The 23,948-nt window shown below is 33.1% G+C and carries 22 protein-coding genes; 10 read left to right on the top strand and 12 right to left on the bottom strand.

Annotated elements, in window-relative coordinates:
* Positions 1-14: 14 nt before the first annotated feature.
* Positions 15-362: a HepT-like ribonuclease domain-containing protein gene (locus BLR17_RS04715; RefSeq protein WP_066327260.1), complete on the bottom strand. Its 348-nt coding sequence runs from the start codon at positions 360-362 to the stop codon at positions 15-17.
* The gene (locus BLR17_RS04710; protein ID WP_066327261.1) at positions 352-645 is read right to left on the bottom strand and encodes a nucleotidyltransferase family protein; all 294 of its coding nucleotides are present in this window, start codon (positions 643-645) and stop codon (positions 352-354) included. Before BLR17_RS04710 ends, BLR17_RS04715 begins: the two co-directional genes overlap by 11 nt.
* Before the next feature lie 176 nt (positions 646-821).
* Here BLR17_RS04710 and BLR17_RS04705 point away from each other — a divergent pair, with 176 nt between their 5' ends.
* Positions 822-3,638, top strand: a complete 2,817-nt coding sequence (locus BLR17_RS04705) for an outer membrane beta-barrel protein (protein WP_066327264.1) — start codon at positions 822-824, stop codon at positions 3,636-3,638.
* A gap of 116 nt (positions 3,639-3,754) precedes the next feature.
* Here BLR17_RS04705 and BLR17_RS04700 read toward each other — a convergent pair whose 3' ends face one another.
* From BLR17_RS04700 to rplU, 3 genes are all read right to left on the bottom strand, one after another.
* Positions 3,755-6,079 (bottom strand): alpha-L-rhamnosidase-related protein, encoded by a 2,325-nt coding sequence (locus BLR17_RS04700; RefSeq protein ID WP_083189297.1) that lies wholly within the window; start codon positions 6,077-6,079, stop codon positions 3,755-3,757.
* 235 nt (positions 6,080-6,314) lie between these two features.
* Entirely contained in the window at positions 6,315-6,581 is a 267-nt protein-coding gene (gene rpmA / locus BLR17_RS04695; RefSeq protein ID WP_066327265.1) for a 50S ribosomal protein L27, read from the bottom strand.
* A gap of 24 nt (positions 6,582-6,605) precedes the next feature.
* The gene (rplU, locus tag BLR17_RS04690) at positions 6,606-7,028 is read right to left on the bottom strand and encodes a 50S ribosomal protein L21 (protein ID WP_066327266.1); all 423 of its coding nucleotides are present in this window, start codon (positions 7,026-7,028) and stop codon (positions 6,606-6,608) included.
* Between the two features lie 242 nt (positions 7,029-7,270).
* Here rplU and BLR17_RS04685 point away from each other — a divergent pair, with 242 nt between their 5' ends.
* Together BLR17_RS04685 and BLR17_RS04680 are read left to right on the top strand one after the other, a co-directional pair.
* Entirely contained in the window at positions 7,271-8,596 is a 1,326-nt protein-coding gene (locus BLR17_RS04685; protein ID WP_066327267.1) for a M16 family metallopeptidase, read from the top strand.
* A gap of 13 nt (positions 8,597-8,609) precedes the next feature.
* Positions 8,610-10,028 (top strand): M16 family metallopeptidase, encoded by a 1,419-nt coding sequence (locus BLR17_RS04680; protein WP_066327274.1) that lies wholly within the window; start codon positions 8,610-8,612, stop codon positions 10,026-10,028.
* A gap of 65 nt (positions 10,029-10,093) precedes the next feature.
* Here BLR17_RS04680 and gldD read toward each other — a convergent pair whose 3' ends face one another.
* The 5 genes from gldD to mutY all read right to left on the bottom strand — a co-directional run bounded on the left by gldD (position 10,094) and on the right by mutY (position 15,070).
* A complete protein-coding gene (gldD, locus tag BLR17_RS04675) occupies positions 10,094-10,675 on the bottom strand; it encodes a gliding motility lipoprotein GldD (RefSeq protein WP_066327277.1) in 582 nt (193 codons plus the stop codon).
* On the bottom strand, positions 10,668-11,966 hold the full coding sequence (locus tag BLR17_RS04670; RefSeq protein WP_066327279.1) for a gliding motility-associated protein GldE: 1,299 nt from the start codon (positions 11,964-11,966) through the stop codon (positions 10,668-10,670). The genes gldD and BLR17_RS04670 overlap by 8 nt, the downstream gene beginning before the upstream one ends.
* A gap of 23 nt (positions 11,967-11,989) precedes the next feature.
* Entirely contained in the window at positions 11,990-12,430 is a 441-nt protein-coding gene (locus BLR17_RS04665; protein ID WP_066327281.1) for a single-stranded DNA-binding protein, read from the bottom strand.
* 80 nt (positions 12,431-12,510) lie between these two features.
* Positions 12,511-13,929 carry a TlpA family protein disulfide reductase gene (locus BLR17_RS04660; RefSeq protein WP_066327283.1) on the bottom strand — a complete coding sequence of 473 codons (1,419 nt, stop codon included), beginning with the start codon at positions 13,927-13,929 and terminating at the stop codon, positions 12,511-12,513.
* A 106-nt stretch (positions 13,930-14,035) separates the two neighbouring features.
* On the bottom strand, positions 14,036-15,070 hold the full coding sequence (gene mutY, locus BLR17_RS04655; protein ID WP_066327285.1) for an A/G-specific adenine glycosylase: 1,035 nt from the start codon (positions 15,068-15,070) through the stop codon (positions 14,036-14,038).
* 83 nt (positions 15,071-15,153) lie between these two features.
* Here mutY and BLR17_RS04650 point away from each other — a divergent pair, with 83 nt between their 5' ends.
* The gene (locus BLR17_RS04650) at positions 15,154-15,495 is read left to right on the top strand and encodes an HU family DNA-binding protein (protein ID WP_255283850.1); all 342 of its coding nucleotides are present in this window, start codon (positions 15,154-15,156) and stop codon (positions 15,493-15,495) included.
* A gap of 387 nt (positions 15,496-15,882) precedes the next feature.
* A complete protein-coding gene (locus BLR17_RS04645; protein ID WP_066327287.1) occupies positions 15,883-17,427 on the top strand; it encodes an Rne/Rng family ribonuclease in 1,545 nt (514 codons plus the stop codon).
* Between the two features lie 109 nt (positions 17,428-17,536).
* Here BLR17_RS04645 and BLR17_RS04640 read toward each other — a convergent pair whose 3' ends face one another.
* Entirely contained in the window at positions 17,537-18,703 is a 1,167-nt protein-coding gene (locus BLR17_RS04640; RefSeq protein ID WP_066327289.1) for an MFS transporter, read from the bottom strand.
* A gap of 252 nt (positions 18,704-18,955) precedes the next feature.
* On the opposite strand from BLR17_RS04640, the gene BLR17_RS04635 reads away from it, so the two are divergent.
* The 4 genes from BLR17_RS04635 to BLR17_RS04620 all read left to right on the top strand — a co-directional run bounded on the left by BLR17_RS04635 (position 18,956) and on the right by BLR17_RS04620 (position 22,515).
* Positions 18,956-19,798 (top strand): AraC family transcriptional regulator, encoded by an 843-nt coding sequence (locus BLR17_RS04635; RefSeq protein ID WP_066327290.1) that lies wholly within the window; start codon positions 18,956-18,958, stop codon positions 19,796-19,798.
* A 117-nt stretch (positions 19,799-19,915) separates the two neighbouring features.
* Entirely contained in the window at positions 19,916-20,620 is a 705-nt protein-coding gene (locus BLR17_RS04630; RefSeq protein WP_066327291.1) for a phosphatase PAP2 family protein, read from the top strand.
* Positions 20,621-20,995, top strand: coding sequence for a GtrA family protein (locus BLR17_RS04625; RefSeq protein WP_066327292.1), 375 nt, complete (start codon positions 20,621-20,623; stop codon positions 20,993-20,995). It abuts the gene before it with no gap.
* A gap of 2 nt (positions 20,996-20,997) precedes the next feature.
* Positions 20,998-22,515, top strand: coding sequence for an ArnT family glycosyltransferase (locus BLR17_RS04620; RefSeq protein WP_066327294.1), 1,518 nt, complete (start codon positions 20,998-21,000; stop codon positions 22,513-22,515).
* Between the two features lie 3 nt (positions 22,516-22,518).
* On the opposite strand, the gene BLR17_RS04615 is transcribed toward BLR17_RS04620, so the two are convergent.
* Positions 22,519-22,962, bottom strand: a complete 444-nt coding sequence (locus BLR17_RS04615) for a nucleoside deaminase (protein ID WP_066327295.1) — start codon at positions 22,960-22,962, stop codon at positions 22,519-22,521.
* A gap of 59 nt (positions 22,963-23,021) precedes the next feature.
* On the opposite strand from BLR17_RS04615, the gene BLR17_RS04610 reads away from it, so the two are divergent.
* Positions 23,022-23,912, top strand: coding sequence for an energy transducer TonB (locus BLR17_RS04610; RefSeq protein ID WP_066327299.1), 891 nt, complete (start codon positions 23,022-23,024; stop codon positions 23,910-23,912).
* The last annotated feature ends 36 nt before the right edge of the window (positions 23,913-23,948 follow it).

The raw sequence follows: 23,948 nt of genomic DNA, 5'->3' as shown, positions 1-23,948 counted from the left end.
TCTTCGAAATTGAATTAGTCAATATTACTCAGCAAAGTCGAAATTTTCTCTTTCAATTCTGGTAAATTGATTTTAATGACATTCCAAATAGTTAAATCATCAATACCAAAATATTCATGAATAACAAGATTTCGAAGCCCAATAATTCTTGCCCAAGGAATAGCAGAATTATCATTTAACAGTTTTTCAGACAAACGATTACTGGCTTCGCCAATTATTTCAAGTTGACGTAAACTGGCATTAAACATCATGGAATTTTTGACAAAATGATCAAAATCGACGTTTTGTATATAACTTTCAATTTCGTTTATGGCATCAATAATATGAAGCAACCTAACTTTATCTCCTAACCTATCTTGCATAAATTAGCTTTTTTTCTTTATCCAAAATAGGCTGAATGTATTTTGAAAGCCCTCGTGCAGATACTAAATCAACCTTTTTGGAAAGCAAATTTTGTAAATCTAATTTCATTTGAATAAATTCTAAACCAATGGGTTGACTGTAATCTAATTCAACCAACAAATCAATATCACTGTCCTTATTTTCATTCCCTCTTCCATAAGAACCAAAAAGATACGCTTTCAAAACGGGTTGTTTCGAAAAAAAATCTTTTATGATATTTATTTGAGAATTAGTAAGCCCCATCTTTTCAATTGTTTAAACAAATTTACTTAAAAATACTAAACAAATTGCAAGCTGATAATTTTTGATTCCAAAACACTCCAAACAACCTATCAAACAACAATAAATATAAATTTTACACTTACTGATTAAACCTTTAGAGTTATTTAACATCTTACGTTGACTTTAACCAATTTATTATGTGTAAATATTTATCATTTTTGTTTGTACTAACTTTTTCCTTTTACGCTTCGGCGCAAACCAGTTATACCTTAAAAGGGAAAGTACTTAACATTAACAACCAACTTCCTCTGGAATCAGCAACGGTTTATCTGACAACAGTAAAAGATTCCACTGTACTGGAATATACTTTAACCGATAAAAACGGAAATTTTAATTTTGCCGTTAAAAAAAATGAAAAACCCGTGTTTTTAAAAGTAACTTACATGGGGTTTGAAACTTTTGCTGAAGAACAAAAAGACATTACCTCTAATAAAGATTTCAACAATATCTATCTTGCCGAATCGGTAAACACACTTAAGGAAGTGACCATAAAAGGCGAAGAACCTCCTATCCGAATTAAAAACGACACAATAGAATTTAAAGCGTCTTTATTTAAAGTTCGTCCGGATTCAAACGTAGAAACATTATTAAAAACACTTCCCGGTTTTGAAGTGGACAGTGATGGAAAAATCACTGTAAATGGTAAAGAAGTAACGCAGGTTCTAGTAAACGGCAAACCTTTCTTTGACCGTGACGGAGCTATGGCTTTAAAAAATTTACCTGCCGAAATCATCAACAAGGTTCAGGTCTCTGATTATAAAACAAAAAAAGAAGAGTATTCCAAAGACCAGGCTGCTTCCGATAATTCAAGCATTAACTTAACTATAGACGACGATAAAAACAAAGGTTATTTTGGTAAATTCCTTGCCGGATATGGTACTGATGATCGCTATGAATCGAGTTTCATTGTAAACCATTTTAACAACAATAGAAAAATAACCCTTCTAGGTTCATCTAACAATATCAATGCTCAGGGATTTTCTCAGGATGAAGTTTTTGACAATATGGGAGGCGGAAGAAACAGTCGCGGAACAACTGTAAACAGAAGTCAGGCCAACGGTATTACAAGATCTAATCTATTAGGATTTAACTATTCTGACGAATTATTCAAAGATTTTCAAACCAATGCCAGTTATAATTATTCAGATACACATACCGAAAACAAAAACCACTCTAACTCAACCGAACTAAGACCTGACGGTAATTTTTACAATACAATTTCTGATTCCAAAACAGATAGCAGAAACACCAGCAACAGAGCAAATATTGAACTAGAGTACAAAATATCACCAACAATACGATTATTTGTAGCTCCAAAATTCAATACTTCCGTATCTGAAAGTAATCCCGAATCCAATAGCAACAGTACTAACATAACTACCGGCAAAGCAGCAAACGATGCTCATTCCAAATCCTCCAGCAGAAACGAATCAAATAGTTTTAGCAACTCTATTAACTTTAACAAATCTTTCGAAAAAAAAGCAAGGAATTTAAGTTTTGTATTTAACAACAGTAACAGCAACTCTAATTCGAATAATTTCACTGAATCAAATACGAATTTCTACGACATTAACGGAATATTAAACAGAAATATATACAGAGACCAAAACTCTAAAAACAACAGCATTAGCGACTCTTATTCTGCCGAAATTGAATATACCGAACCTGTAACCGATTCTATTCGTTTTAAAATTGGTATGGAATACAACTTACAAAACAACATCAACGATAACAAGACCTTTGACGATGTTAATGACACTGATGTTTATACCAACTTAAATCAAGATCAAACTACATATTTAACTTCAAAACAAAACAGCTTTGTTCCAAAAGCCGGTATTCGTTTGCAAAAAAACAAATTCACATTTGACATCAATTCCTCAACTTCTATTTTACAATACGACAATCATGCTTTTTACAAAGGAGAAGCAACTGATTTAAATAAGAAATATGTCCTGCCTAACGGAAATGCTCAAATTAGATATAGAATAGATCGTTCGAAATTTTTCATTCTAAGATACAACTACGACCAATCTCTTCCTTCAGCTAATCAATTACTTCCTATCCAAAACGTATCTAATACCTTAAATACAGTTACAGGAAACCCTGATTTACTGCCTACTGAAACACACAGTGCCAGCATTAACTATAGAAACTTTAATTTCCAAACCCGTTCCGGTTATAATCTCTTCCTGAATGGAAATTTGAACAATAACGACATTATTAGCACTGCTGTTTACAACCCTGATAACAGCCGCAGAACTTCCTATGAAAACATCTCAGGAACTTACGCTCTGTCAGGAGGCGGTAGCTGGAACAGATCTATCAAACAGGAATCTAATTTATTGCGTTACGGTGTGGCTTTAAGCATTAATTACAGATTTGAAAAAGGATTTACCAATATGGTTTTATACGGAGCCAAATCAATCGGATTCTCCCCTAGAATCTATCTAAACTATGATTATGGTGAATTTTTCACTGTCGCTCCTTCTTATAATTTTTCTTATAATGAAACTGAATACGATATTAGCAGACTTAAATCCAGATCAAATGTAGTCCACAGACTAAACCTTCAAACTACCAGTTACTGGCCAACGAACTGGATTTGGGGTAACGATTTTGGATACACTTATAATTCTAATAATCCAAGTTATTACTTATGGAATACCAGTTTATCATACTCTTTTTTAAACAAAACCTTTGTTGCCAAAGTAAAAGTGTATGACTTATTGAATCAGAACCAAAGTATTTCAAGAAGTATTTCGGCTACTGCTGTAACTGATAACGAAAACACCGTTTTAAAACGTTATGCTATGTTCTCTCTTACTTATAAAATCCAAAACTTCTCAGGTATGAAAAGACCTCCGGGAAGAAACAACCGAAATATGGAAGGAATGGACAGAGGCGAACGTCCTGAAGGCTTTGGCGGTGGTGGCCAAAGAATGATGGATTAATCAAACGCAATTATTAATTCAATTTTAGACAACAAATCCCCTTGTTTTATTAAGCAAGGGGATTTGTTATTAATATTCAAGTAAAGATTGAATAAATATAAGCGTGAATAGATCCTTTAAATATTAGCTTTAAATTTCCATCTCCCTCCATTAACAATAAACTTAATATGGCTTTTTGAATTATCCTTATATTCTACTGCTTTTTTATTAGATAAAAAGCTACCTTTTTGCCAAACTTTTTTACCATTTGCAGTAATTAAATTAAATCCATAATTAGGCAATCCTATAACAGCTTTGGTTCCTTGAGGCACTTCAACTAATAACTCAAACACATTATCTTTGTTCACAAAGGAACTCTTGATTTCTCCTTTAACAGATTGCACAGTTGCTGATGCCTCATCTAACCCTGCTGGTTGTGGAACAATTTGAAAAAGAGAATAACCAGGTTCAATTGGGGCAATACCACAAACATATTGTGACAATATTGTTAATCCACCACCACTCCAAGCGTGGTTTGTTGTTCCTCCACCAAATCCTTCACTTCCTATTCCCCAACCTTCAAAAAGCGTAGTATAATCGGTATTATTAACCATATTAGCAAAACGTTTTTTCATTCGTTCTATAGCATATTTATCATATCCCATTTGAAAGAGAGCCTCAACAACATATTTTTCCATGTAAGGACTAGCGTGTTCTTCTTCTTGTAAAACTTTGAAAATAGCAGGATATTTATCAGCATCTGCTAGTCCAGAAACTACTGCTAAAGCTTGTGCACGATCATCTGTTTTTTCCTTATAATTAGGATCTCTATAAGCTGTTCCCGTCCAAAAACTTTTATTAAAAGCGACTTTTAAATGATCCATTTCTTTCCTATATTCTGCTACGTCATTTGGTTTATCTAGTACTTTTGCCATATTTAATACTCCTTTTAATGCCATGTAATATGTGGTATTAAATATCAATTCCATATCTTTATTAGCCCCCCAATCACCCCATGTCCAACCACCATTACGTAAAATCAAAGTTCCTTTATCATTGATTTTCCATACTTTTAAATATTTCCTAACTCCATCGTATAAGTCGGCAATGGTTTTCTTATCCGCGGTGTTCAAATAATAATTCCAAAAGCCATAATAACCAATACTAGTAAGCATTTGAGTCGGCAACTCTTTATCCCAACTACCAGCCGGCACGGGAGAGAACAAAGTGCTGTCCTGCCTTTGCCATCCAATTAGTTCATACATTCCTTTTTTTAAGAGTAAATGACTTTTAGTATCTAAGGCATAAAAGGCTTCACCAGATTCACTAACCACATCACCCCACCATTGTGCACGTTCTCTATCTGGACAATCCATGTAAGAATCGCGCATAGTAATATATAATGTGCGCAAAGATTTTTTCCAAAGCAAATTTAAAAAAACGTCAGAACTTGTGAAATCACCTTTAAACTCGGTATTATATCCTGTCTGTCTATACTCTAGATCAAGAACCTTAACCCCTTTTGGAATGGAGTAAATAACTTTATGACCATTTATCCATCCATAACTTTCATATTCTTGTTGCCCATTTCGGGTTATGTATTGTGCATACATATTATAATCTCCACCTCCTTTAAAATTGTCTGTTCTAATATCTATCAATTGCCCATCAAGAGCTTCTACTTTTAAATAGGGAGTAATTTGAAGATTTGCTGGTAATTGGCATACAATAATAGTATCACTTTTACATTCGATTGGGAATTTTAAATTATTATTATATGATTTTAATCCAAAATCCTTGAATAAAGGAATTGGGCGTAAAACAAGATTATTCCATGGCAACATCGGAGGAGTTCCAAGGACTACAGCTTTATGCCATTTAGCATCATCAAATTCTTGCTTATACCATAATCCTAAATCTTTTCTCGCATCATAACGAATGCTTGACTCAACAAGCCTACTGTTTGGAAACGGCTCAGGACATCTCCCATAAGCACTATTTTCTAGAACTTGCCAACTATTATCACTAAGTATATTTATTTGTGAATTTACACATTCGAAAATAAAACCAAACTTCCCACTACTTTTATGAGAATAGCCATCTTTTCCAAAGTACCATGCCAAAACAGAAATATTATTCTTCCCTTCTTGTAAATAAGGGGCAATATTTACCTCATCATAATAGGTATCTTTGGGATTAGGCCCACGTTTAATACCTCCTTCAAAAACAACCATTCTACCATTAATCCACAACCAATACTTACTATCTACCGCAATTTTGGCTACTGCATTAACCGGTACCTTCTTTAAAGAAAAATCTTTTCGAAAATTATACCATGAATTTGGTGTGTTTTGTGCAACAGAATCAGTTATCCATTTAGCTCGCCAATTATTCACTTGTGCATTTAAAGAATAAACCGTACACATACTAACAAATACTATTGCCTTTATTGTTTTTATCATATCAATTGTTTATAAACATTCAACTTATTCTAATTTAAAATATACCCTTAGCTAAAATATCTAATTCAATCTAATTAACTGTCATGTACTGTTTGCTCAATCTATTAATTTTATGATTCTAAAAACCTTAATAAAACCTGCAATATTTATTTGCGATACTTACTATATTTTTTAAACACAAAAAACCCCGTTCTGAATTCCAGAACGGGGTTTTTAAATAAATTGAGAAAATCAATTAAGCTTCTACTTCAAATGGAAGGATAGAAACATAAGATTTGTTATCTCTTTTCTTTTGGAACTTCACAATCCCATCTACTTTTGCATGTAGTGTGTGATCTTTACTGATGTAAACATTTTCACCAGCATTGTGTTTTGAACCTCTTTGTCTTACGATGATGTTCCCTGCGATAGCAGCTTGTCCACCAAAAATCTTAACACCTAAACGTTTCGATTCTGATTCTCTACCATTCTTAGAACTACCGACACCTTTCTTGTGAGCCATGATGTTTTAGTTTTAATATTGTTATTACTCTTGAGTATCTTCTTTTTTAGCTTTAGCTACTTTTTTCTTTGGAGCTTCAACTTCTTCTGTAGTTGCTTCAACTGCTGCTTTTTTAGAAGCCGCTTTTTTAGCACCTGCCGCAGTAATACCTTCAATTACAATTTGTGTAAGATATTGTCTGTGACCATTTCTCTTTTTGAATCCTTTTCTTCTTTTCTTTTTGAAAACGATAACTTTGTCTCCTTTTAAGTGTTGTAACACTTTAGCTTCTACTGAAGCACCTTCTATAGCTGGGGCGCCTAAAGTTACATTTCCATTATCGTCTAACAAAAGAACTTTATCAAAAGAAACTTTTGATCCTTCTTCGTTAGCTAAACGGTGAACATAAACCTTTAAGTCTTTGCTTACTTTGAATTGTTGCCCTGCTATCTCTACGATTGCATACATACCAAATTGATTTATTGATTTTTAAGGATGCAAATATACAATTATTTTTTTACCACACAATTCTTAAATTTAAAAAAATAATTTCATCGTTTTTTTATTTATTCCCAACACATTACAACCTGATTTACAACTTATTTTTTAGCAAAAAAGTTCAGCCATACAATTAAAGCTAAAAAAAAAGTACTTTTGAAAAAAACAATATTATAGGTTAAATATTGCAATCTTACTTTTATTAATCTTATATGAAAAAAACAATAATGGCAATTAGTTCTTCACTTTTACTTGGCGGGATAGCCACAGCTCAAAAAATAGCTTTCGAAGAATATAATCTTGACAATGGCTTACACGTTATCCTACACCAGGACAACAGCGCCCCAGTTGTAATCACCTCAGTCATGTACCATGTAGGCTCAAAAGATGAAAACCCAAGCAAGACAGGTTTTGCTCATTTTTTTGAACACTTATTATTTGAAGGAACCCAAAATATCAAAAGAGGCGAATGGTTTAATATTGTCACTGCCAACGGAGGAGTAAACAACGCCAATACTTCTGATGACCGAACTTATTATTACGAAGTTTTTCCATCAAATAATCTGGAATTAGCTCTTTGGATGGAATCAGAAAGACTAATGCACCCTATTATTAACCAAATAGGAGTGGATACCCAAAAAGAAGTTATCAAAGAAGAAAAAAATTCGCGCTACGATAATCAACCTTACGGAAGAATAATAGAAGCCGTTAAAAAAAACCTATTCATTAACCATCCTTATCGCTGGACCACCATTGGCTCCACCGAACATTTAAACTCAGCCAAACTGGAAGACTTCAAAGCTTTTAATGAAAAATTCTATGTCCCTAACAATGCCGTTTTAGTTGTTGCCGGTGATTTTGAAAAAAAACAAGCCAAAGAATGGATTCAAAACTATTTTGGACCAATTAAAAAAGGAGAAAAAATAGTTCGTGAAAAATTTATTGAAAAACCCATCACAGAAACCATCAAAGCAACCCACATTGACCCAAACATCCAAATCCCGATGCTTGTAACTGCTTACCGTACTCCGTCAATGAAAACAAGAGAAGCTCGCGCACTGGATTTCATCTCCTCTTATTTAAGTGATGGCAAAAGCTCAAAACTCTACAAAAAAATAGTAGACGAAAAGAAAAAAGCCTTACAAATTGGAGCCGTAAGTTTCAATCAGGAAGACTACGGAATGTACATTGTTTATGGCTTACCAATGACAAATTACGCCAGTGAAGACTTATTAAAAGAAATTGATGAAGAAATTGTAAAAATCCAAACCGATTTAATTTCCGAAAGAGATTTTCAAAAAATCTTAAATCAATTTGAAAATCAATATGTCAATGAAAATTCTAATGTAGAAGGAATCGCCGAAAATTTAGCCAAATACTACCTATTGCACGGCGATGTCAATCTAATCAATAACGATATTAACATTTACAACTCTATCACCAGAGAAGAAATCAGGGACGCTGCCAAAAAGTATTTAAACACAAACCAACGTTTGATACTAAACTACATCCCGACCCCACAAAAAAACGAAAATTAAGCCATTTCGAACCATGAAAAAACTAAGTATATTATTCATCCTAATAATAGTTACCGCCATCATGCAAGCACAAGAACGCAAACAACCTCTGGCAGGAAAACCACCTGTTGTTAATATAAAAAAACCGCTAAACTTTACCCTAACTAACGGACTCAAAGTTATGGTGGTTGAAAACCACAAATTACCCAAAGTAACTTTTAACCTTACCATAGACAACCCACCTTTTTTAGAAGGGAATAAAAAGGGCGTTGACGAATTATGCAGCAGTTTAATAGGTAACGGCAGTACAAAAATTTCCAAAGAAGATTTTAACGAAGAGGTAGATTTCATGGGCGCCAGCATATCCTTCAGTTCCAATAGCGCTTATGCCAGCTCCCTTTCTAAATTCTCAAAAAGAACCTTAGAACTTCTTGCTTATGGCGCTCTGGATCCAAAATTCACTCAGGAAGAACTTGACAAAGAAAAAGCCAAATCTATAGAAGGATTGCGTTCGCAGGAAAAAAGCGTCTCCTCTATAGCAAACAGAGTTGTCAATGCACTTGCGTATGGAAAAAATCATCCTTCCGGGGAATTTACAACTGAGGAAACCATAGCCAGCATCACATTAGAAGATGTTATAAATAATTACAAAAAACGTTTTGTACCTCAAAATGCCTATTTGGCAATTGTAGGAGACGTTAAATACAATGAAATCAAACCAATTATTGAAGAACTTTTTGGTTCCTGGCAAAAAACAACTGTCAACGCTATTAGCTATCCTGACCCAAAAAACACAGAAGTTACCGAAATCAATTTCATCGATGTTCCTAATGCGGTTCAATCGGAAATTTCAGTGGTAAACACCTATAATTTAAAAATGAATGACAAGGATTTCTTTCCTGCAGTTATTGCCAATTATATTTTAGGCGGTGGCTTTAACAGCTACCTCAACATGAATTTAAGAGAAGCTCACGGATGGACTTACGGCGCCAGCACAAGTATTGGAGCAGGAAAATATGTAACCAGCGTCCGTTCATCATCTGCTGTAAAAAACAATGTAACCGACAGCGCAGTTGTAGAATTCATCAAAGAAATAAAAAGAATCCGAACTGAAAAAGTGACTACCGAAGCACTTGAAAATGCCAAGGCCGGTTACATTGGTCGTTTTGTAATGAAAGCTGAAAAACCCGAATCGGTAGCCCGATATGCCTTAAACACCGAAACAGAAAATTTGCCTGCCGATTTTTATGAAAATTATATCAAAAACGTAAATGCCGTGACTAAAGAAGACGTAATGGCGGCTGCAAACAAATACTTCCTAATAGACAACAGCCGAATAGTGATTGTAGGAAAAGGCAAAGAGGTCCTTCCCGGCTTAGAAAAACTCAATATTCCAATTTTTTATTTCGACAAATATGGTAATCCGGTAGAAAAACCTGTTTTTAAACAATAAACACTACAAAAAAAGCATTCGTTAAAACGAATGCTTTTTTTGTTATTTAAAAACTTCAAAGTTTATCATTTCCATTCCAGCGTTTCCATCAAACGCTGCATATCGTTTTTAATATAACTCGCTGCCGGCATAATTGAATCAAAATTAGGCTTAGCATAAAAATAAACCGAACCCGTGATAAAATGTTTCGTACTATCCGTTACATAAAATTGCGAATTAGTAGCAGCATTTCCATCTACCTGATAAAACATACCATACACCTTTTTCTCTGAATTCAAATAAGGCTGTTCCAAAATATCATCAGCTTTGATAACATGTTCAAAAGTCAGTTTTTGAGCATCACGCAACAATTTATTCAAATTATTATTGACAGGTTTGTAGGTCAAATAAATAGTTGCCTTCATCTTAGGATAAGTAATGGTAAAACCACAATCTTTTTCTCCTTTAATAATTGCCTTTGCATTCATCTCGAAAGTAAAAGGACATTGATTTTCAAAATGCATGTATTCAGCCACTGGATAATCCAATCGCAAATAACCCGATGGTTTTGGCAAGGCATCTTTTTTACAACTTGAAAACAACACTAAACCTACAAAAACAAGTACTTTATAACAGCACTTTTTATAGGTATATTTTACATTAAACATTAATAGTTACTTTTATCTGTTTGATACGTTTTTTATCTACAACTTCTATGGTAAAGACATAATTCTCAAAAGCTATTTTTTGACCTTTGACCGGAAAATTACCCGAAATTTCCAAAATAAATCCAGCTAAAGTTTCTGCTTCGCCTTTATTTTCCTCGAATACCCCCTCATCTACATCAATAATTCTATAGAAATCTTTCAGGTTTATTTTTCCTTCAAAAAGATAATTTCTATCGTCTATCTGAGAAAAATTAATATCCTCATCATCAAATTCATCGCTAATATCTCCAACTATTTCTTCAATAACATCCTCCAAAGAAACTAATCCAGAAGTACCTCCATACTCATCCACCACAATAGCCAAATGACTTTTCATTGACTGGAAGTCCTTTAACAAATTATCCAACTTTTTATTTTCAGGAACAAAAAACGGTTCCCTTACTAATGTTGTCCAATCAAAATCCTGTTTCTCTATATGTGGCAACAAATCTTTAATAAATAAAACCCCCTCAATCTGATCAATATTATCGCGATAAACCGGAATTCTGGAATAACCCTTATCCAGAATTTTAGCATAAACCTCGGCAAAAGATTCTGTAATTTCCAGAGCAAAAATATCAATTCTTGGACTCATAACCTGCTTAGTATCGGTATTCCCGAAAGAAACAATCCCTTCTAATATTTTTTGTTCATCGGTAGAAGTCTCATCAGTAGCTGTCAACTCTAAGGCTTGCGAGAGTTGATCGACTGAAAAATTAGTCTTCTGTTTCCCTAATTTATTATGCAAATATACCGTTGCCGATCGCATAGGAATACTAATTGGCGAAAGAAAATTATCCAAAAGCAAAATAGGATATGCAATTTTCTTAGCAAATTTAATATTGTTTCTACTGGCGTAAACCTTAGGCATCACTTCACCAAAAAGCAACAATAAAAAAGTTACAACAATTACTTCAAGAATGAACTTTAGTGCCGGAGAACTAATTGCCGAAAACAAATCAGAACCAATAAATGAAAACAGAATAACTACCCCTATATTGATAAAATTATTTGCCACAAGCAGTGTAGCCAATAATTTCTTAGGTCTTTCTAAAAGTTCTGAAAGGATTTTTCCTGTGGAAAGATTTTCCTGAATGGTATCATCAATATCTTTTTGCGAAAGCGAAAACAAGGCAACTTCGGCTCCCGAAACTACTGCTGAACAAAAAAGCAACACAAATATTCCGGCAAAACCAAACAATACATTAAAATCTAATGTATAAACGAAATTCAAACTGGGCTCTGGGTCCAAATTAAAAAAGATTAGTTAAACAATCAAAAAGGCAAATCATTGATAGGCAAGTCCTTATTTGGAGCATCAAAATTAGTATTTTTTGCGGATTCAGAACCCTGATTTTGCTTATTGCTTTCAGTCTCTTTTTTAGTTGTTAAAAAAGTAAATTCCGTTACCTGAATTTCAGTAGTATGTTTCATTGAACCATCTTCTGCCTGCCACTGACGGGATTTAATTCTTCCTTCCACATAAATCTTGTCTCCTTTTGACAAATATTTTTCACATATTTCTGCCGCCTTATTTCGCACCACTAAATTATGCCACTCTGTCGAAACAATTCTCTCATTGGTAGTTTTATTAACATACACTTCATTAGTAGCCAATTGAAATCTTCCAATACAATTGCCTCCCTCAAAATAGTGCATCTTAATATCATCTCCCAAATGACCTATTAGCATTACCTTATTTAATGTTCCGTTCATAATATCATGGTGTATCTATCCCAAAGATACATTTTTTTCAGAAAATTATTTTGAATAAAATTCAAAATAAAAAGACAAATCTATTCCTTCAAATATTTATCCAATTCGATCTTGGCTTCTTCACTATCAGGACTCGGAGCATTACCATTAACTAAGTTGCCATTTTTATCAAAAATAACATAACGTGGAATTGTCTTGAGTATTAAATCTTTAAACAAACTTGCCTGCGGATAGTTTACTGCTAAAAAGTTATTTTGTAAAGGCAACAATTTTTCTTTTACACTTGCTTTTTGCCAATTAATGATATCATTATCTATTGATATGTAAACAAATTCAACTTGCTTGTTTTTATATGTTTCATGAAGCAAAAGCGAACTTGGCATAGCAGCTCTACAAGGAGCACACCAACTTGCCCAAAAATCAACATAAACAACCTTTCCCTTATAGTTATTAATAATCTCTTTTAATATTTTCTCCTTTTTGTTACTATCAAATAACAAAACTTCTTTATTGTCTTTATTTTTGACAAACTCAAAAAACAAAGCATACTTATTTTTAAAATACTCCTTTAAAACATCATCTTTTACTTCTTTTTCAAAAACAGCATAACACTTCAAAAAACTTTCTTTAGCTCCCCTTATGGCCAAGCTTTCTAAATACAAAAACATTAGATACTCTCTATTGACAGAATTTATATTTTTTAAAGAAACTACATTCTCAAATAGTCCTTTAAAATCAAGCACCCTCCCATCGGAAACAATTATAAATTTTGGTTTATAAATTTTTTCAAAAGCAGTTTTAACCAAAAAAGTATTTCCAATATCAGCCAAATCATAACTCTGACTCAAAAGCCGCAATGGACTGGACGAATTTAGTCTTTCTTTATTTCTTAAGTATGATAAATTTAATTTGTAATCTGCTTCACGGATACTTTTTTTTGTTTTCAAAGAATCCAAAAAAGCAATTAATTTTATTTCCCTTTTCTCTCCTGCTATTTTATCATCTGTTAACTCCTGATCATTTTTATATCGCTTAAATCTATTTAAAAAACTTTCCTCATCTGTATCAGTTGGATTTTTTAGATTAAAAAACGAGCCAAAATTATAATCATATTCCTTATCCTTTTCACTCACCACATAAGGCACTCCATTTTTATATTCAAATATCAATGTGTCATTTGGATGAAAACAATAAGAATTAAAATAATTATCCTGAATATAGTATTGGTGATACAAATAAATTGGCTTAGAAGTTTTTATTCTCACTACCTTTTCTCTATTCGAAACAAAAATCTTATTATCAATAAAACTACCTTCTAGTCTATATGTAATTTGATTTTCACGAATCACATATGAGTTCTTATTATAAAAAATAGTATCTTTTATATCTGGATTTTTAAAAATGATAGTAATATAACTTTCTTTATTTATACTCTTTTTTTTATTTCCTTTCCAAGACAATAATGCTAAACCAAATACTAGCAAAGCCATTTTTTTCATACTTAGGAATTTTAAATTTCCAAACAACCTCTCAAATTAAGTTTTATACTTTTAAAAACTCGTAAATATAAAAAAAATCCTATATAAATAAATTGAAGGCATTAACTTAATTACTCTCAATAAAATTATGAATAACAATTGGAAACGGAAATTGCTTTAATTCCTCTTTTGTAATTCCATTCTCCACCTCTCCACCTACATTTAACTTCCAAAATTTAATATGTAAATGTTGATGCGATAATTTATGTACAATACTTTTTTCATTACAGGCACGCATACTTATAATAGGATTAGCAAAAAACGATTCTTGCTGAACAGCATTTGAAACAAACTCAAAATCTTCTTCTTTATCAGTCTCAATTAAAGGAAACTCATATAAATTATGCCAAATCCCTTTTGAAGTCCTTTTTTGAATTAAAGTCTTTTCTTCAGCATCCGAAAGCATTATATAATTAAAGTACCTGTTTTTAATTTTCAGCTTCTTTAATTTCACCGGCAATTGATCTACTTTCTTTTTTTGCAAAGCCGCACAACTCGTATTAAAAACACAACTTCCACAATCAGGATTTTTTGGCACACAATGTAAAGCACCAAACTCCATTATGGCCTGATTAAAAATAGCCGGCCTATCTTTCGGCATTAATTCGAAGGCCAATGTAGCAAATTCTTTTTTGGCTGATGCCAAAGCGATATCTGTTTCTATATCGAAATAACGGGCTAAAACCCGAAATACATTTCCATCTACTACCGGAACTGCTTCATTATAAGAAAAAGAAGCAATTGCCGCCGCAGTATATTCACCTACTCCTTTTAATTGCAATAATTCCTTATAATTATCCGGAAAAACTCCATTTAATTCAGTCGCGATATACTGAGCTGTTTTATGCAGGTTACGGGCACGGGAATAATACCCCAAACCCTGCCACAATTTCAACACCTTTTCTTCATCGGCTTTAGCCAAATCAAAAACAGTTGGAAAAGCCTCTGTAAAAGACAAAAAATAGGGTAATCCCTGCGCAACTCGCGTCTGTTGAAGCATAATTTCCGAGAGCCAAATCAGGTACGGATTAGTGGTATTTCGCCAAGGCAAATCGCGCTTATTTTGTAAATACCAGGCTATTAACAAATTATAAAAAACCATCGTTAAATATTTGTTGGCAAAAGTAAAAGTTTATGTAATTAAAATTTAATGAATTAGCTTGAATAATTGTTTTTTTAATTCTTATATTTGCACACTCAAAAAAATTATTACAAAATAATAAAATAGGAAAGAAAATGACGAAAGCAGATATCGTAGCGAAAATTTCAGAAAAATTAGGTCTTGAAAAAGGAGATGTTCAAGCAACAGTTGAGACCTTTATGGAGGAAGTAAAAACTTCATTAGAAACTGGAGACAATGTATACTTAAGAGGTTTTGGTAGCTTTATCGTAAAAACTAGAGCTGAAAAAACAGGAAGAAACATTTCTAAGAATACCACTATTAAAATCCCTGCTCACAACATTCCTGCTTTCAAACCTGCAAAAGTTTTTGTAGAAGGAGTAAAAACAAATAACGAAGCAAAATAATATTATTAATCATAAAATCTAAAAGATTATGCCAAGTGGTAAAAAAAGAAAAAGACATAAGGTAGCTACTCACAAACGTAAAAAAAGAGCGAGAGCTAACCGTCACAAAAAGAAAAAGTAGTTTTTAACTACTTTTTTCTTTTTAAACGTTCATTGAAATTTGGATTTCAGATTTCAGATTTTAGAATTCAGATTGCAGCATAAACTGCTTTCTGCTTTCTGAACACTGCAAACTGCTTTCCTCCGGGTTAATACCTGTTCAAAAATATTGTTTAATCCATCCTGACAATTCAGTTATGAGTTATAAGTTATGAGTTAAGAGTTGCAAAAACTGAAAACTGAAAACTGAAAACTGAAAACTAAAAAGTTTGGATAAAAATTTACAAAGTGAATAAAGAATTAATCATTAGATCTAGTTCTGATTCAGTAGATTTTGCCTTATTAAAAGATGGAAAACTAATTGAATTACACAAAGAAGAAGAAACAAGCAACTTTCAGGTAGGCGATATTTTTATTGCCAAAATCAGAAAACCAGTTGCCGGACTCAACGCTGCTTTTGTAAATGTAGGCTTCGAAAAAGATGCCTTTTTACATTATCACGATTTAGGTCCTAATCTCACTTCCCAACTGAAATTCATAAAACTTGTAAGCGCAGGTAAAATAAAAGATTTCTCCCTAAAAAACTTTCAGTTTGAAAAAGAGATAGACAAAGATGGTACCATTACCGATGTAATCAATGCCAATCAATCTATCTTAGTACAAGTTGTAAAAGAACCAATATCTACCAAAGGACCAAGAATTAGCGCCGAGCTTTCTCTTGCCGGACGTTTTATTGTTTTAGTTCCTTTCTCTGATCGTGTTTCTATTTCTCAAAAAATAGAAGACAAAAAAGAAAAAGACCGACTAAAAAAACTGGTACAATCCATCAAACCAAAAGGATTCGGTATTATTGTTCGCACAGTAGCCGAAGGCAAAAATACAGCCGAATTAGAAAAAGATTTGCAGAACCTGCTCAGCAGATGGACTGCAATGTGTAAGAAATTACCAACTGCTCATCATCCCTCAAAAGTACTGGGCGAACTCAACAGAGCTTCCTCCATACTGAGAGACGTTTTTAACGATACCTTTACCAGTATCCAGATAGATGACGAAGAGTTGTACCATCAAACCAAGGATTACCTGCAAGAAATTGCACCATCCAAACAATCAATTGTGAAGTTTTATCAATCAAACGACACACCTATTTTCGAGAAATTCAATATAGAGAGACAAATCAAAACTTCTTTTGGAAAAACCGTTTCCATGAGTAAAGGAGCTTACCTTATCATCGAACACACAGAAGCCTTACACGTAATTGACGTAAACAGCGGAAACCGTTCGAATAAAGCTACTAATCAGGAAGACACAGCCATGGAAGTCAATATGATTGCTGCAGCCGAAATAGCCAGACAATTGCGTTTGCGCGATATGGGCGGAATCATCGTTGTCGATTTTATCGATATGTCTAATCCCGAAAACCGCAAAGTCCTGTTCGACTTCCTGAGGGAAGAAATGAGCGATGATAAAGCAAAACACAAAATCTTACCTCCAAGTAAATTTGGTTTAGTCCAAATTACCAGACAAAGGGTAAGACCGGAAAGAAATATTAAAACCAGAGAAGAAGATCCAAACAATGAAAATGGTGAAATTGAAGCGCCAATTCTAATCATTGACAAAATCAACGCCGACCTGGAAAGAATTTTAAAAACCCACAAAAAAGTAGTACTCAATGTACATCCATTTGTGGCTGCTTACCTCAGCAAAGGTTTTCCATCATTACGTTCAAAATGGTTACTTGAACATAAAAAATGGGTGAAAATTATACCACGTGACGCTTACACGTATTTAGAATATCATTTCTTTGACAAAAAAGGAAATGCTATAAAAGACTAAACAAAAAACCGTTCCGATAGCTATCAGAACGGTTTTTTTGTGCCTTATTTTTACCTAAAAACTCCTTAGTGTTCTTAGCGTTTTCAACTTTGTGTCTTTGTGGTAAAAATTAAATGTTCTGTAATTTTAAAATACGTTTTTTCCTTTGTAAAAAAACCACTGTAAAAAGCACTCCACAAATCGACATTGTTACACCAACTAAATTAGGAGAAGCATAACTAAAACCGGCAACTAAAGGCAATCCACCCAGAAAAGCCCCTAAAGCATTTCCTGTATTAAAAGCAGCCTGTATAGCAGCCGAAGCAATCATCTCGGCTCCTACAGCCGTTTGTATCATCAAGGTTTGAATAGGTGCCGCCACTGCAAAAGCAATGCAACCGGTAGAAAACACCAAAGCCAAACTAACATATTGATTAGCCGAAAAGAAAAACACCATCAATAAATCGGCTACCATAACTAACAGCAGAATAATAATGGTTTTTTCGGCGGAATAACGATCAGCTAACTTACCACCAATAAAATTCCCCAAAACCATTCCCAAACCAGCCAACATCATAATATAAGGCACATCCCCACTGGCAAAACCGGAAATTTCAGTCAACAAAGGAGCAATATAACTAATCCAGCAAAATAAACCTCCGGCACCAATCGCGGTAATCAGAATAACTAACCAGGCTTCAGCTTTCTTAAAAAACAACAACTGTGTTTTCATTCCTTCCCTGCTTTTGGCTTCCATATTTGGCATCCAAAAATAAAGCGAGCCAACCATTAAAATCCCCACAATTGCAATAATTATAAACGTATAACGCCAGGAAAAATGATGCCCAATGTAAGTCCCGATAGGAACTCCAACAAGATTAGCAATGGTTAAGCCTGCAAACATAACTGAAATAGCCTGAGCTTCTTTACCTTTATCAGCAAGCCTGCTGGCAACCACCGCACCTACCCCAAAAAAAGCACCATGTGGCAATCCCGAAAGCAATCGCACTGCAAACAGAAATTCATAATTAGGCGCTATAATTGACAGCGAATTAAACGCAGTAATCATCATTGCCAGAATTAAAAGTGTTTTCTTTGGCGGATAATTACGCGTCATAATTACCAACAAAGGCGCACCTATAACCACTCCCAGTGCATAAGCCGAAATTAAATGTCCCGCTACGGGTATGGATATCTTTAAATTATTGGCAATATCAGGCAAAATCCCCATCATTACAAACTCAGTAATTCCAATCGTTAAACCACCCAACGAAAGTGAAAGCAAACTTTTTTTCATTTTATTTAAAATAGATTATTTACTAACGAAGCATTTTTTACAACTACGTCTGTTTTTAAGTAATAGAAGTCAACATCGTTTAAACCATCAAAACTTATATTCTCTTTTAATAATAGTTTAAAACACACAAACTTATATAGCTTATATGGTTAAAAAAAACATCATTTCATTTCCATCACTTACTCTGCAAATTTACCCATAACAAATCCAAATAAATTGTAAATTTACAATACAAACTTGCAATTATAGAACATGAAAAAAATCCAGTTTGACACCTTAGCAATTGATGAATTTGAAGAAGATAAATTTCATCTTCCTAAACACAGTCACACCTATTATGAGATTATTTACATCATCAAAGGCAGTGGTATTCACCATTTAAACAAAAATCTGTTGCCGTATCAGACCGGAGATTTATTTGTAATTTCAACGGATGATGAACATTATTTTGACATTAAAAAAACTACCCGCTTTTTCTTTATAAAATTTACCGACACCTATTTTAATTCGAATAAAAAACTGTCTTGCGATGAATTTCTGCTCAATACCCCGGAGAATTTCATGCGAGACAAATCCCTTAAAGAAAACGTACTGAAACTTGATACCACTTGCGCCAGTATATTAAAAAACACCATTAACAATATCAGAGCCTACAATAGCATCTCCAATATTTCCACTTCGCCAATTGTATTTTATCAAATCTTATCCATCTTTGGATTAATAAAAGAAAGCCTGCAACAACAAAATATAAAAATCACCGGCTCAGGCATAGACAACGACCAGATTATTTCCTATATCCACCAAAATATTTACAAGCCAAAGCTGGTCCAAATCAAAACCATTGCCGAACATTTTTCTATATCACAAAATTATTTTGGAACTTATTTCAAACGGAATTTCGACATTAGTTACAGGGAATACTGTAACCAACTGCGAACACAGTTGATTGAAAAAAGAATTTTAAGCAAGCAATTATCCATGAAACAAATTGCTTTTGAATTCGGCTTTACTGATGAAAGTCATCTGTCGAATTATTTCAAAAAACAAAGAAGTTTAAAACCCAGTGCGGTTAAAAAACTACAAACACCTAGTTAACATTATTTTTTCTTTAGTAACATCCAATTAATGATTTGATTTTGTTTTCACAAAACGGAGTTTACATTCAATACAAACTTGACTGCTAGTTTTACAAAAATTTAATTTTTTGTAATAATGAATTCTTTTCTAAAAGTAATTACGCAAAATAGTTTTTTTTATAGCCTCAATTTAGTGCTGATAGCTAACATTTCTTTTTTGCTATGCTCCTCTTCCCAAGCCGAAGGTTTTATCTGGCTGAATCAATTTCATACTGCTATTTTAAACTTCATTTTCGAAAGCATTACCTTTCTTGGCGATGGCTGGTTTATTATTGTTTCGTCTGTATTTATTTTACTTTTTATCAAAAAACACCGAAAACTGGCCTTCATCATCTTACTTTCGTACATCAGCTCAGGGATTTTTGCTCAAATCATAAAAAACTTAATCGCAGCTCCAAGACCAAAAGTCTTTTTTGAACTTCATCATTACAAATACTATCTGGATACTTTTGCTTCAAGCCGAATCGGTTTTAACAGTTTTCCATCAGGACACACTGCTTCTTTTTTTGCTTTGGCAACCGTTTTATCCAACTATTGCAAAAAGAGATACGTTTGTATTTCACTACTTCTTCTGAGTATTCTGGTAGGTTATTCCCGAATTTACCTTGCGCATCATTTTTTAATGGATGTATTTGTTGGTGCTTTGATAGGAGTTGCTTTTGGATCTCTATCTGTAATTTGGTATAACAAAATCAGCGAAAGTACTTTTGTAAAAAGAAAAATAGAATCTTTCAAAAATGATTCACTAAACTTCCCAAATCCTAAACTTAGTCAGCAATAAATGGATTTTTTTAAATTCTTCAAATTTGGATTAGTCGGTTTTACAGGACTTATAATCGACTTTGGAATTACATGGTTTTGTAAAGAAAAATTGGGGTACAATAAATATCTGGCTAATGGTTTTGGCTTTTTATTTGGCGTGACCAATAATTATTTTTTGAATAAATATTTCACCTTCGATAATCATAATCCTGAAATCGGACTTCAGTTTTTGAGCTTTCTAATCATTGCAATTATTGGCTTTAGCCTGAATACCGGCTTTTTGTATTCCTTACAAAAAAAGACCAACATCAATTTTTACGTTTGTAAAATCATCGTAACTGCGATTGTTTTTGTTTGGAATTTTGGAGCCAATTCATTTTATACTTTTAACTAAACATGTTTTTTAAAAACAAAATAGCAAGTCTTATTCTGCTTGCAACACTCATTCGCTGTATCATCGCTTGCTCTATTTGCTTAGGAAATGACGAAGTTTATTATGTTACTTATGCACAACATTTACAGTGGAATTATTTTGATCATCCGCCTTTGGTTGCATTATTAATCCGGCTGACTACGTTTAATCTGACCTTTACAAATGATTTTTTTATTCGGTTAGGACCAATTCTTTTGGCTGCCGCCAATACCTATTTAATATACCAAATTGGGAAGAAAATCAAAAACGAAAGAGCCGGTTTTATCGCTGCTTTGCTATACACCGCATCGATTTACACCAGTATTATTGCAGGTGTTTTTATTATGCCAGATGCCCCACAATTGTTTTTTTGGATACTGAGTCTGTATTTTTTAGTCTGCATAATTACTGATGATGAAAGTAAAGCAAAATCTAATTTGTATTTGATATTATTCGGATTGTGCTCAGGCTTGTGTGTAATGAGTAAAGTTCACGGGATATTTTTATGGTTTGGATTCGGACTTTATATCCTTATTTACAATCGAAAATTACTTTCAAACAGCTATTTGTACTTATCAATACTGCTAACGCTTTTAGTGATTTCGCCTATTTTATTTTGGAATATAGAAAACCATTTTATCACTTATACTTTTCATAGCAATCGGGTAAGCATCAATCGGGGAATCAATCCTAATAGTTTTATTCGGGAGTTTTTTGGCGGAATAGCTTACAACAACCCTATCAATTATTTTATAGTTGTAACGGCTTTAATTGCTTGTTGGAAAAACAAAATTAAAATTTCAGCTAATTACATTCGACTCTTACTTTTAATGAGTTTGCCTTTGATTGGGATTTTATTGTTTGTTTCGCTTTTTCGGGATACGTTGCCACACTGGTCCGGTCCAGGATACACCGCTTTGCTATTGCTTTCAGCAAGTTATTTATCTGATTTAAAAACCGATTCAATATTACCGAAATTGGTACATTATGCTAATTATTTAATTACAGCAATAAGTTTTATTGGAATATTATTAATTTCATTTTATCCAGGTACATTGGGTAAAACAAATAAGGAAAACTTAGGAAAAGGCGACGTTACCTTAGACATGTACAATTGGGATTTTTTTAAACCAGAAATTGGAAAAATAATTCAGAAAAACAAAACAGAAGGAAAAACCAACACCGATTTTATCATTAACAACAAATGGTTTCCGGGAGCTCATATTGATAATTATATTGCGCAACCTTTACACCTTAATTTTGTTGCCATTGGAAAATTGGAAGATATTCATACCTATCATTGGTTGAACCAATTCAGAAAACCAATCCAAAAAGAAAATGATGCGTACTACATTACTGTTTCGAATAATTTCAGTGATCCAAATGAAATCTATAAAAATGATTTCGAAAAAATAAATCCTCCTGTGATTATCAAACAATATCGGGGAGGCAAACCCGTACGAAATATGCTGGTGTATTTGATGGAAGGATTTAAAAACTAAAGATTACTTTCTTCTTTCTACAAAAAAACGTTTCATCAAATCGGCAGCTTCATTTGCCATAACTCCTGAAACAACGGTAGTTTTAGGATGTAGTTTAGTTCCCATACTCAAAAATCCACGTTGCTCATCACGGGCTCCGAAAACAATTTTTGAAATCTGACTCCAATACAAGGCTCCGGCGCACATCTGACAAGGCTCCAACGTAACATATAGCGTACAATCTTTCAAATATTTTCCACCTAAATAATTAGCCGCTGCGGTGATGGATTGCATTTCGGCATGAGCGGTAACATCATTCAGCATTTCGGTTAAATTATGACTTCGGGCAATAACGGTGTTATTAACAACAATAACTGCTCCTACGGGAATTTCGCCTTTTTCAAAAGCCATTTCGGCTTCCTGCAAGGCTTTCTTCATAAAATATTCGTCTGTGAAAGGATTTATCATATAACAAAAGTAAGGTTTTGAAATAATTTTCGGTAGTTTTATAATCAGAAACTCATTGTATGGAAAAAAAATATAAAATCACAATTCCGGAACCTTGTCATGAAGACTGGAATAAAATGACCCCAAATTCCAACGGCCGTTTTTGCATAAGTTGTGCTAAAACAGTCATAGATTTCACCACAATGTTACCTGAAGAAATACAGCATTTTTTTATTCAAAATCAAAACAAAAACATCTGTGGGAGAATGAAAAAATCTCAATTAGATTCAATAACTATTCAAATTCCAAATCAAATTTTATATAGTCAAACCCATTATCACAAAATGTTTTTATTAGTATTATTTATTGTCATGGGAACAACATTATTTAGCTGCTCAGATAAAAACGGAAAAAAGCAAAAAATTGACAAAATAGAAGTTGTCAACGATATTACAAAAGAAGAACACTTAACTGTTGGCGCAATTTTACCTCCAAACTATAATCCTAAAAATCCTGTTCGATCACAGTTACCTCCTCCAAAAATAGATCAAGTAAAATTTGTAAAACCTAAAACAATTCAATGTGAAGAAGTTACTTCTAAAACAAAAACTATTATTAAAGATGAAATTTATAACGGGGGTATAGGATTTGAAATTGATCCTGAATACGACGGTGGGAATGAAAAATTCTACGATTATTTTAAGAAAGAATTCAAATTACCATTAGATGCTAGTAAAAAAACAGGAGAAATCCAGATTTCTTTTGTAATATACAAAAACGGTACTTTGGGACACTTCAATTCAATAAAAGATTTTGGTTTTGGTACTATGGACGAAACAATCAGAGTTTTAAAAAACTCAAAAAAATGGAAACCTGGAGAACAAAACGGAAAAAAAACCATAACAAGAAATATATTGTCATTAGAAATTCAAAATGACAGCATAAATAAAATTAAGCTAAATAAATATTGACCTAAAAATCAAACAGAATATTTTAATATAAAGCTG

Source organism: Flavobacterium glycines (assembly GCF_900100165.1).
GTDB lineage: Bacteria > Bacteroidota > Bacteroidia > Flavobacteriales > Flavobacteriaceae > Flavobacterium > Flavobacterium glycines.
This window is presented reverse-complemented; position numbering and strand designations above follow the sequence as displayed.

What these genes read in the sequence shown, in the direction of transcription:
- BLR17_RS04715 (WP_066327260.1), bottom strand. Translation starts at nt 362, where the DNA reads ATGCAAGATAGGTTAGGAGATAAAGTTAGGTTGCTTCATATTATTGAT.
- BLR17_RS04710 (WP_066327261.1), bottom strand. Translation starts at nt 645, where the DNA reads ATGGGGCTTACTAATTCTCAAATAAATATCATAAAAGATTTTTTTTCG.
- BLR17_RS04705 (WP_066327264.1), top strand. Translation starts at nt 822, where the DNA reads ATGTGTAAATATTTATCATTTTTGTTTGTACTAACTTTTTCCTTTTAC.
- BLR17_RS04700 (WP_083189297.1), bottom strand. Translation starts at nt 6,079, where the DNA reads ATGATAAAAACAATAAAGGCAATAGTATTTGTTAGTATGTGTACGGTT.
- rpmA (WP_066327265.1), bottom strand. Translation starts at nt 6,581, where the DNA reads ATGGCTCACAAGAAAGGTGTCGGTAGTTCTAAGAATGGTAGAGAATCA.
- rplU (WP_066327266.1), bottom strand. Translation starts at nt 7,028, where the DNA reads ATGTATGCAATCGTAGAGATAGCAGGGCAACAATTCAAAGTAAGCAAA.
- BLR17_RS04685 (WP_066327267.1), top strand. Translation starts at nt 7,271, where the DNA reads ATGAAAAAAACAATAATGGCAATTAGTTCTTCACTTTTACTTGGCGGG.
- BLR17_RS04680 (WP_066327274.1), top strand. Translation starts at nt 8,610, where the DNA reads ATGAAAAAACTAAGTATATTATTCATCCTAATAATAGTTACCGCCATC.
- gldD (WP_066327277.1), bottom strand. Translation starts at nt 10,675, where the DNA reads ATGTTTAATGTAAAATATACCTATAAAAAGTGCTGTTATAAAGTACTT.
- BLR17_RS04665 (WP_066327281.1), bottom strand. Translation starts at nt 12,430, where the DNA reads ATGAACGGAACATTAAATAAGGTAATGCTAATAGGTCATTTGGGAGAT.
- BLR17_RS04660 (WP_066327283.1), bottom strand. Translation starts at nt 13,929, where the DNA reads ATGAAAAAAATGGCTTTGCTAGTATTTGGTTTAGCATTATTGTCTTGG.
- mutY (WP_066327285.1), bottom strand. Translation starts at nt 15,070, where the DNA reads ATGGTTTTTTATAATTTGTTAATAGCCTGGTATTTACAAAATAAGCGC.
- BLR17_RS04640 (WP_066327289.1), bottom strand. Translation starts at nt 18,703, where the DNA reads ATGAAAAAAAGTTTGCTTTCACTTTCGTTGGGTGGTTTAACGATTGGA.
- BLR17_RS04635 (WP_066327290.1), top strand. Translation starts at nt 18,956, where the DNA reads ATGAAAAAAATCCAGTTTGACACCTTAGCAATTGATGAATTTGAAGAA.
- BLR17_RS04630 (WP_066327291.1), top strand. Translation starts at nt 19,916, where the DNA reads ATGAATTCTTTTCTAAAAGTAATTACGCAAAATAGTTTTTTTTATAGC.
- BLR17_RS04625 (WP_066327292.1), top strand. Translation starts at nt 20,621, where the DNA reads ATGGATTTTTTTAAATTCTTCAAATTTGGATTAGTCGGTTTTACAGGA.
- BLR17_RS04620 (WP_066327294.1), top strand. Translation starts at nt 20,998, where the DNA reads ATGTTTTTTAAAAACAAAATAGCAAGTCTTATTCTGCTTGCAACACTC.
- BLR17_RS04615 (WP_066327295.1), bottom strand. Translation starts at nt 22,962, where the DNA reads ATGATAAATCCTTTCACAGACGAATATTTTATGAAGAAAGCCTTGCAG.
- BLR17_RS04610 (WP_066327299.1), top strand. Translation starts at nt 23,022, where the DNA reads ATGGAAAAAAAATATAAAATCACAATTCCGGAACCTTGTCATGAAGAC.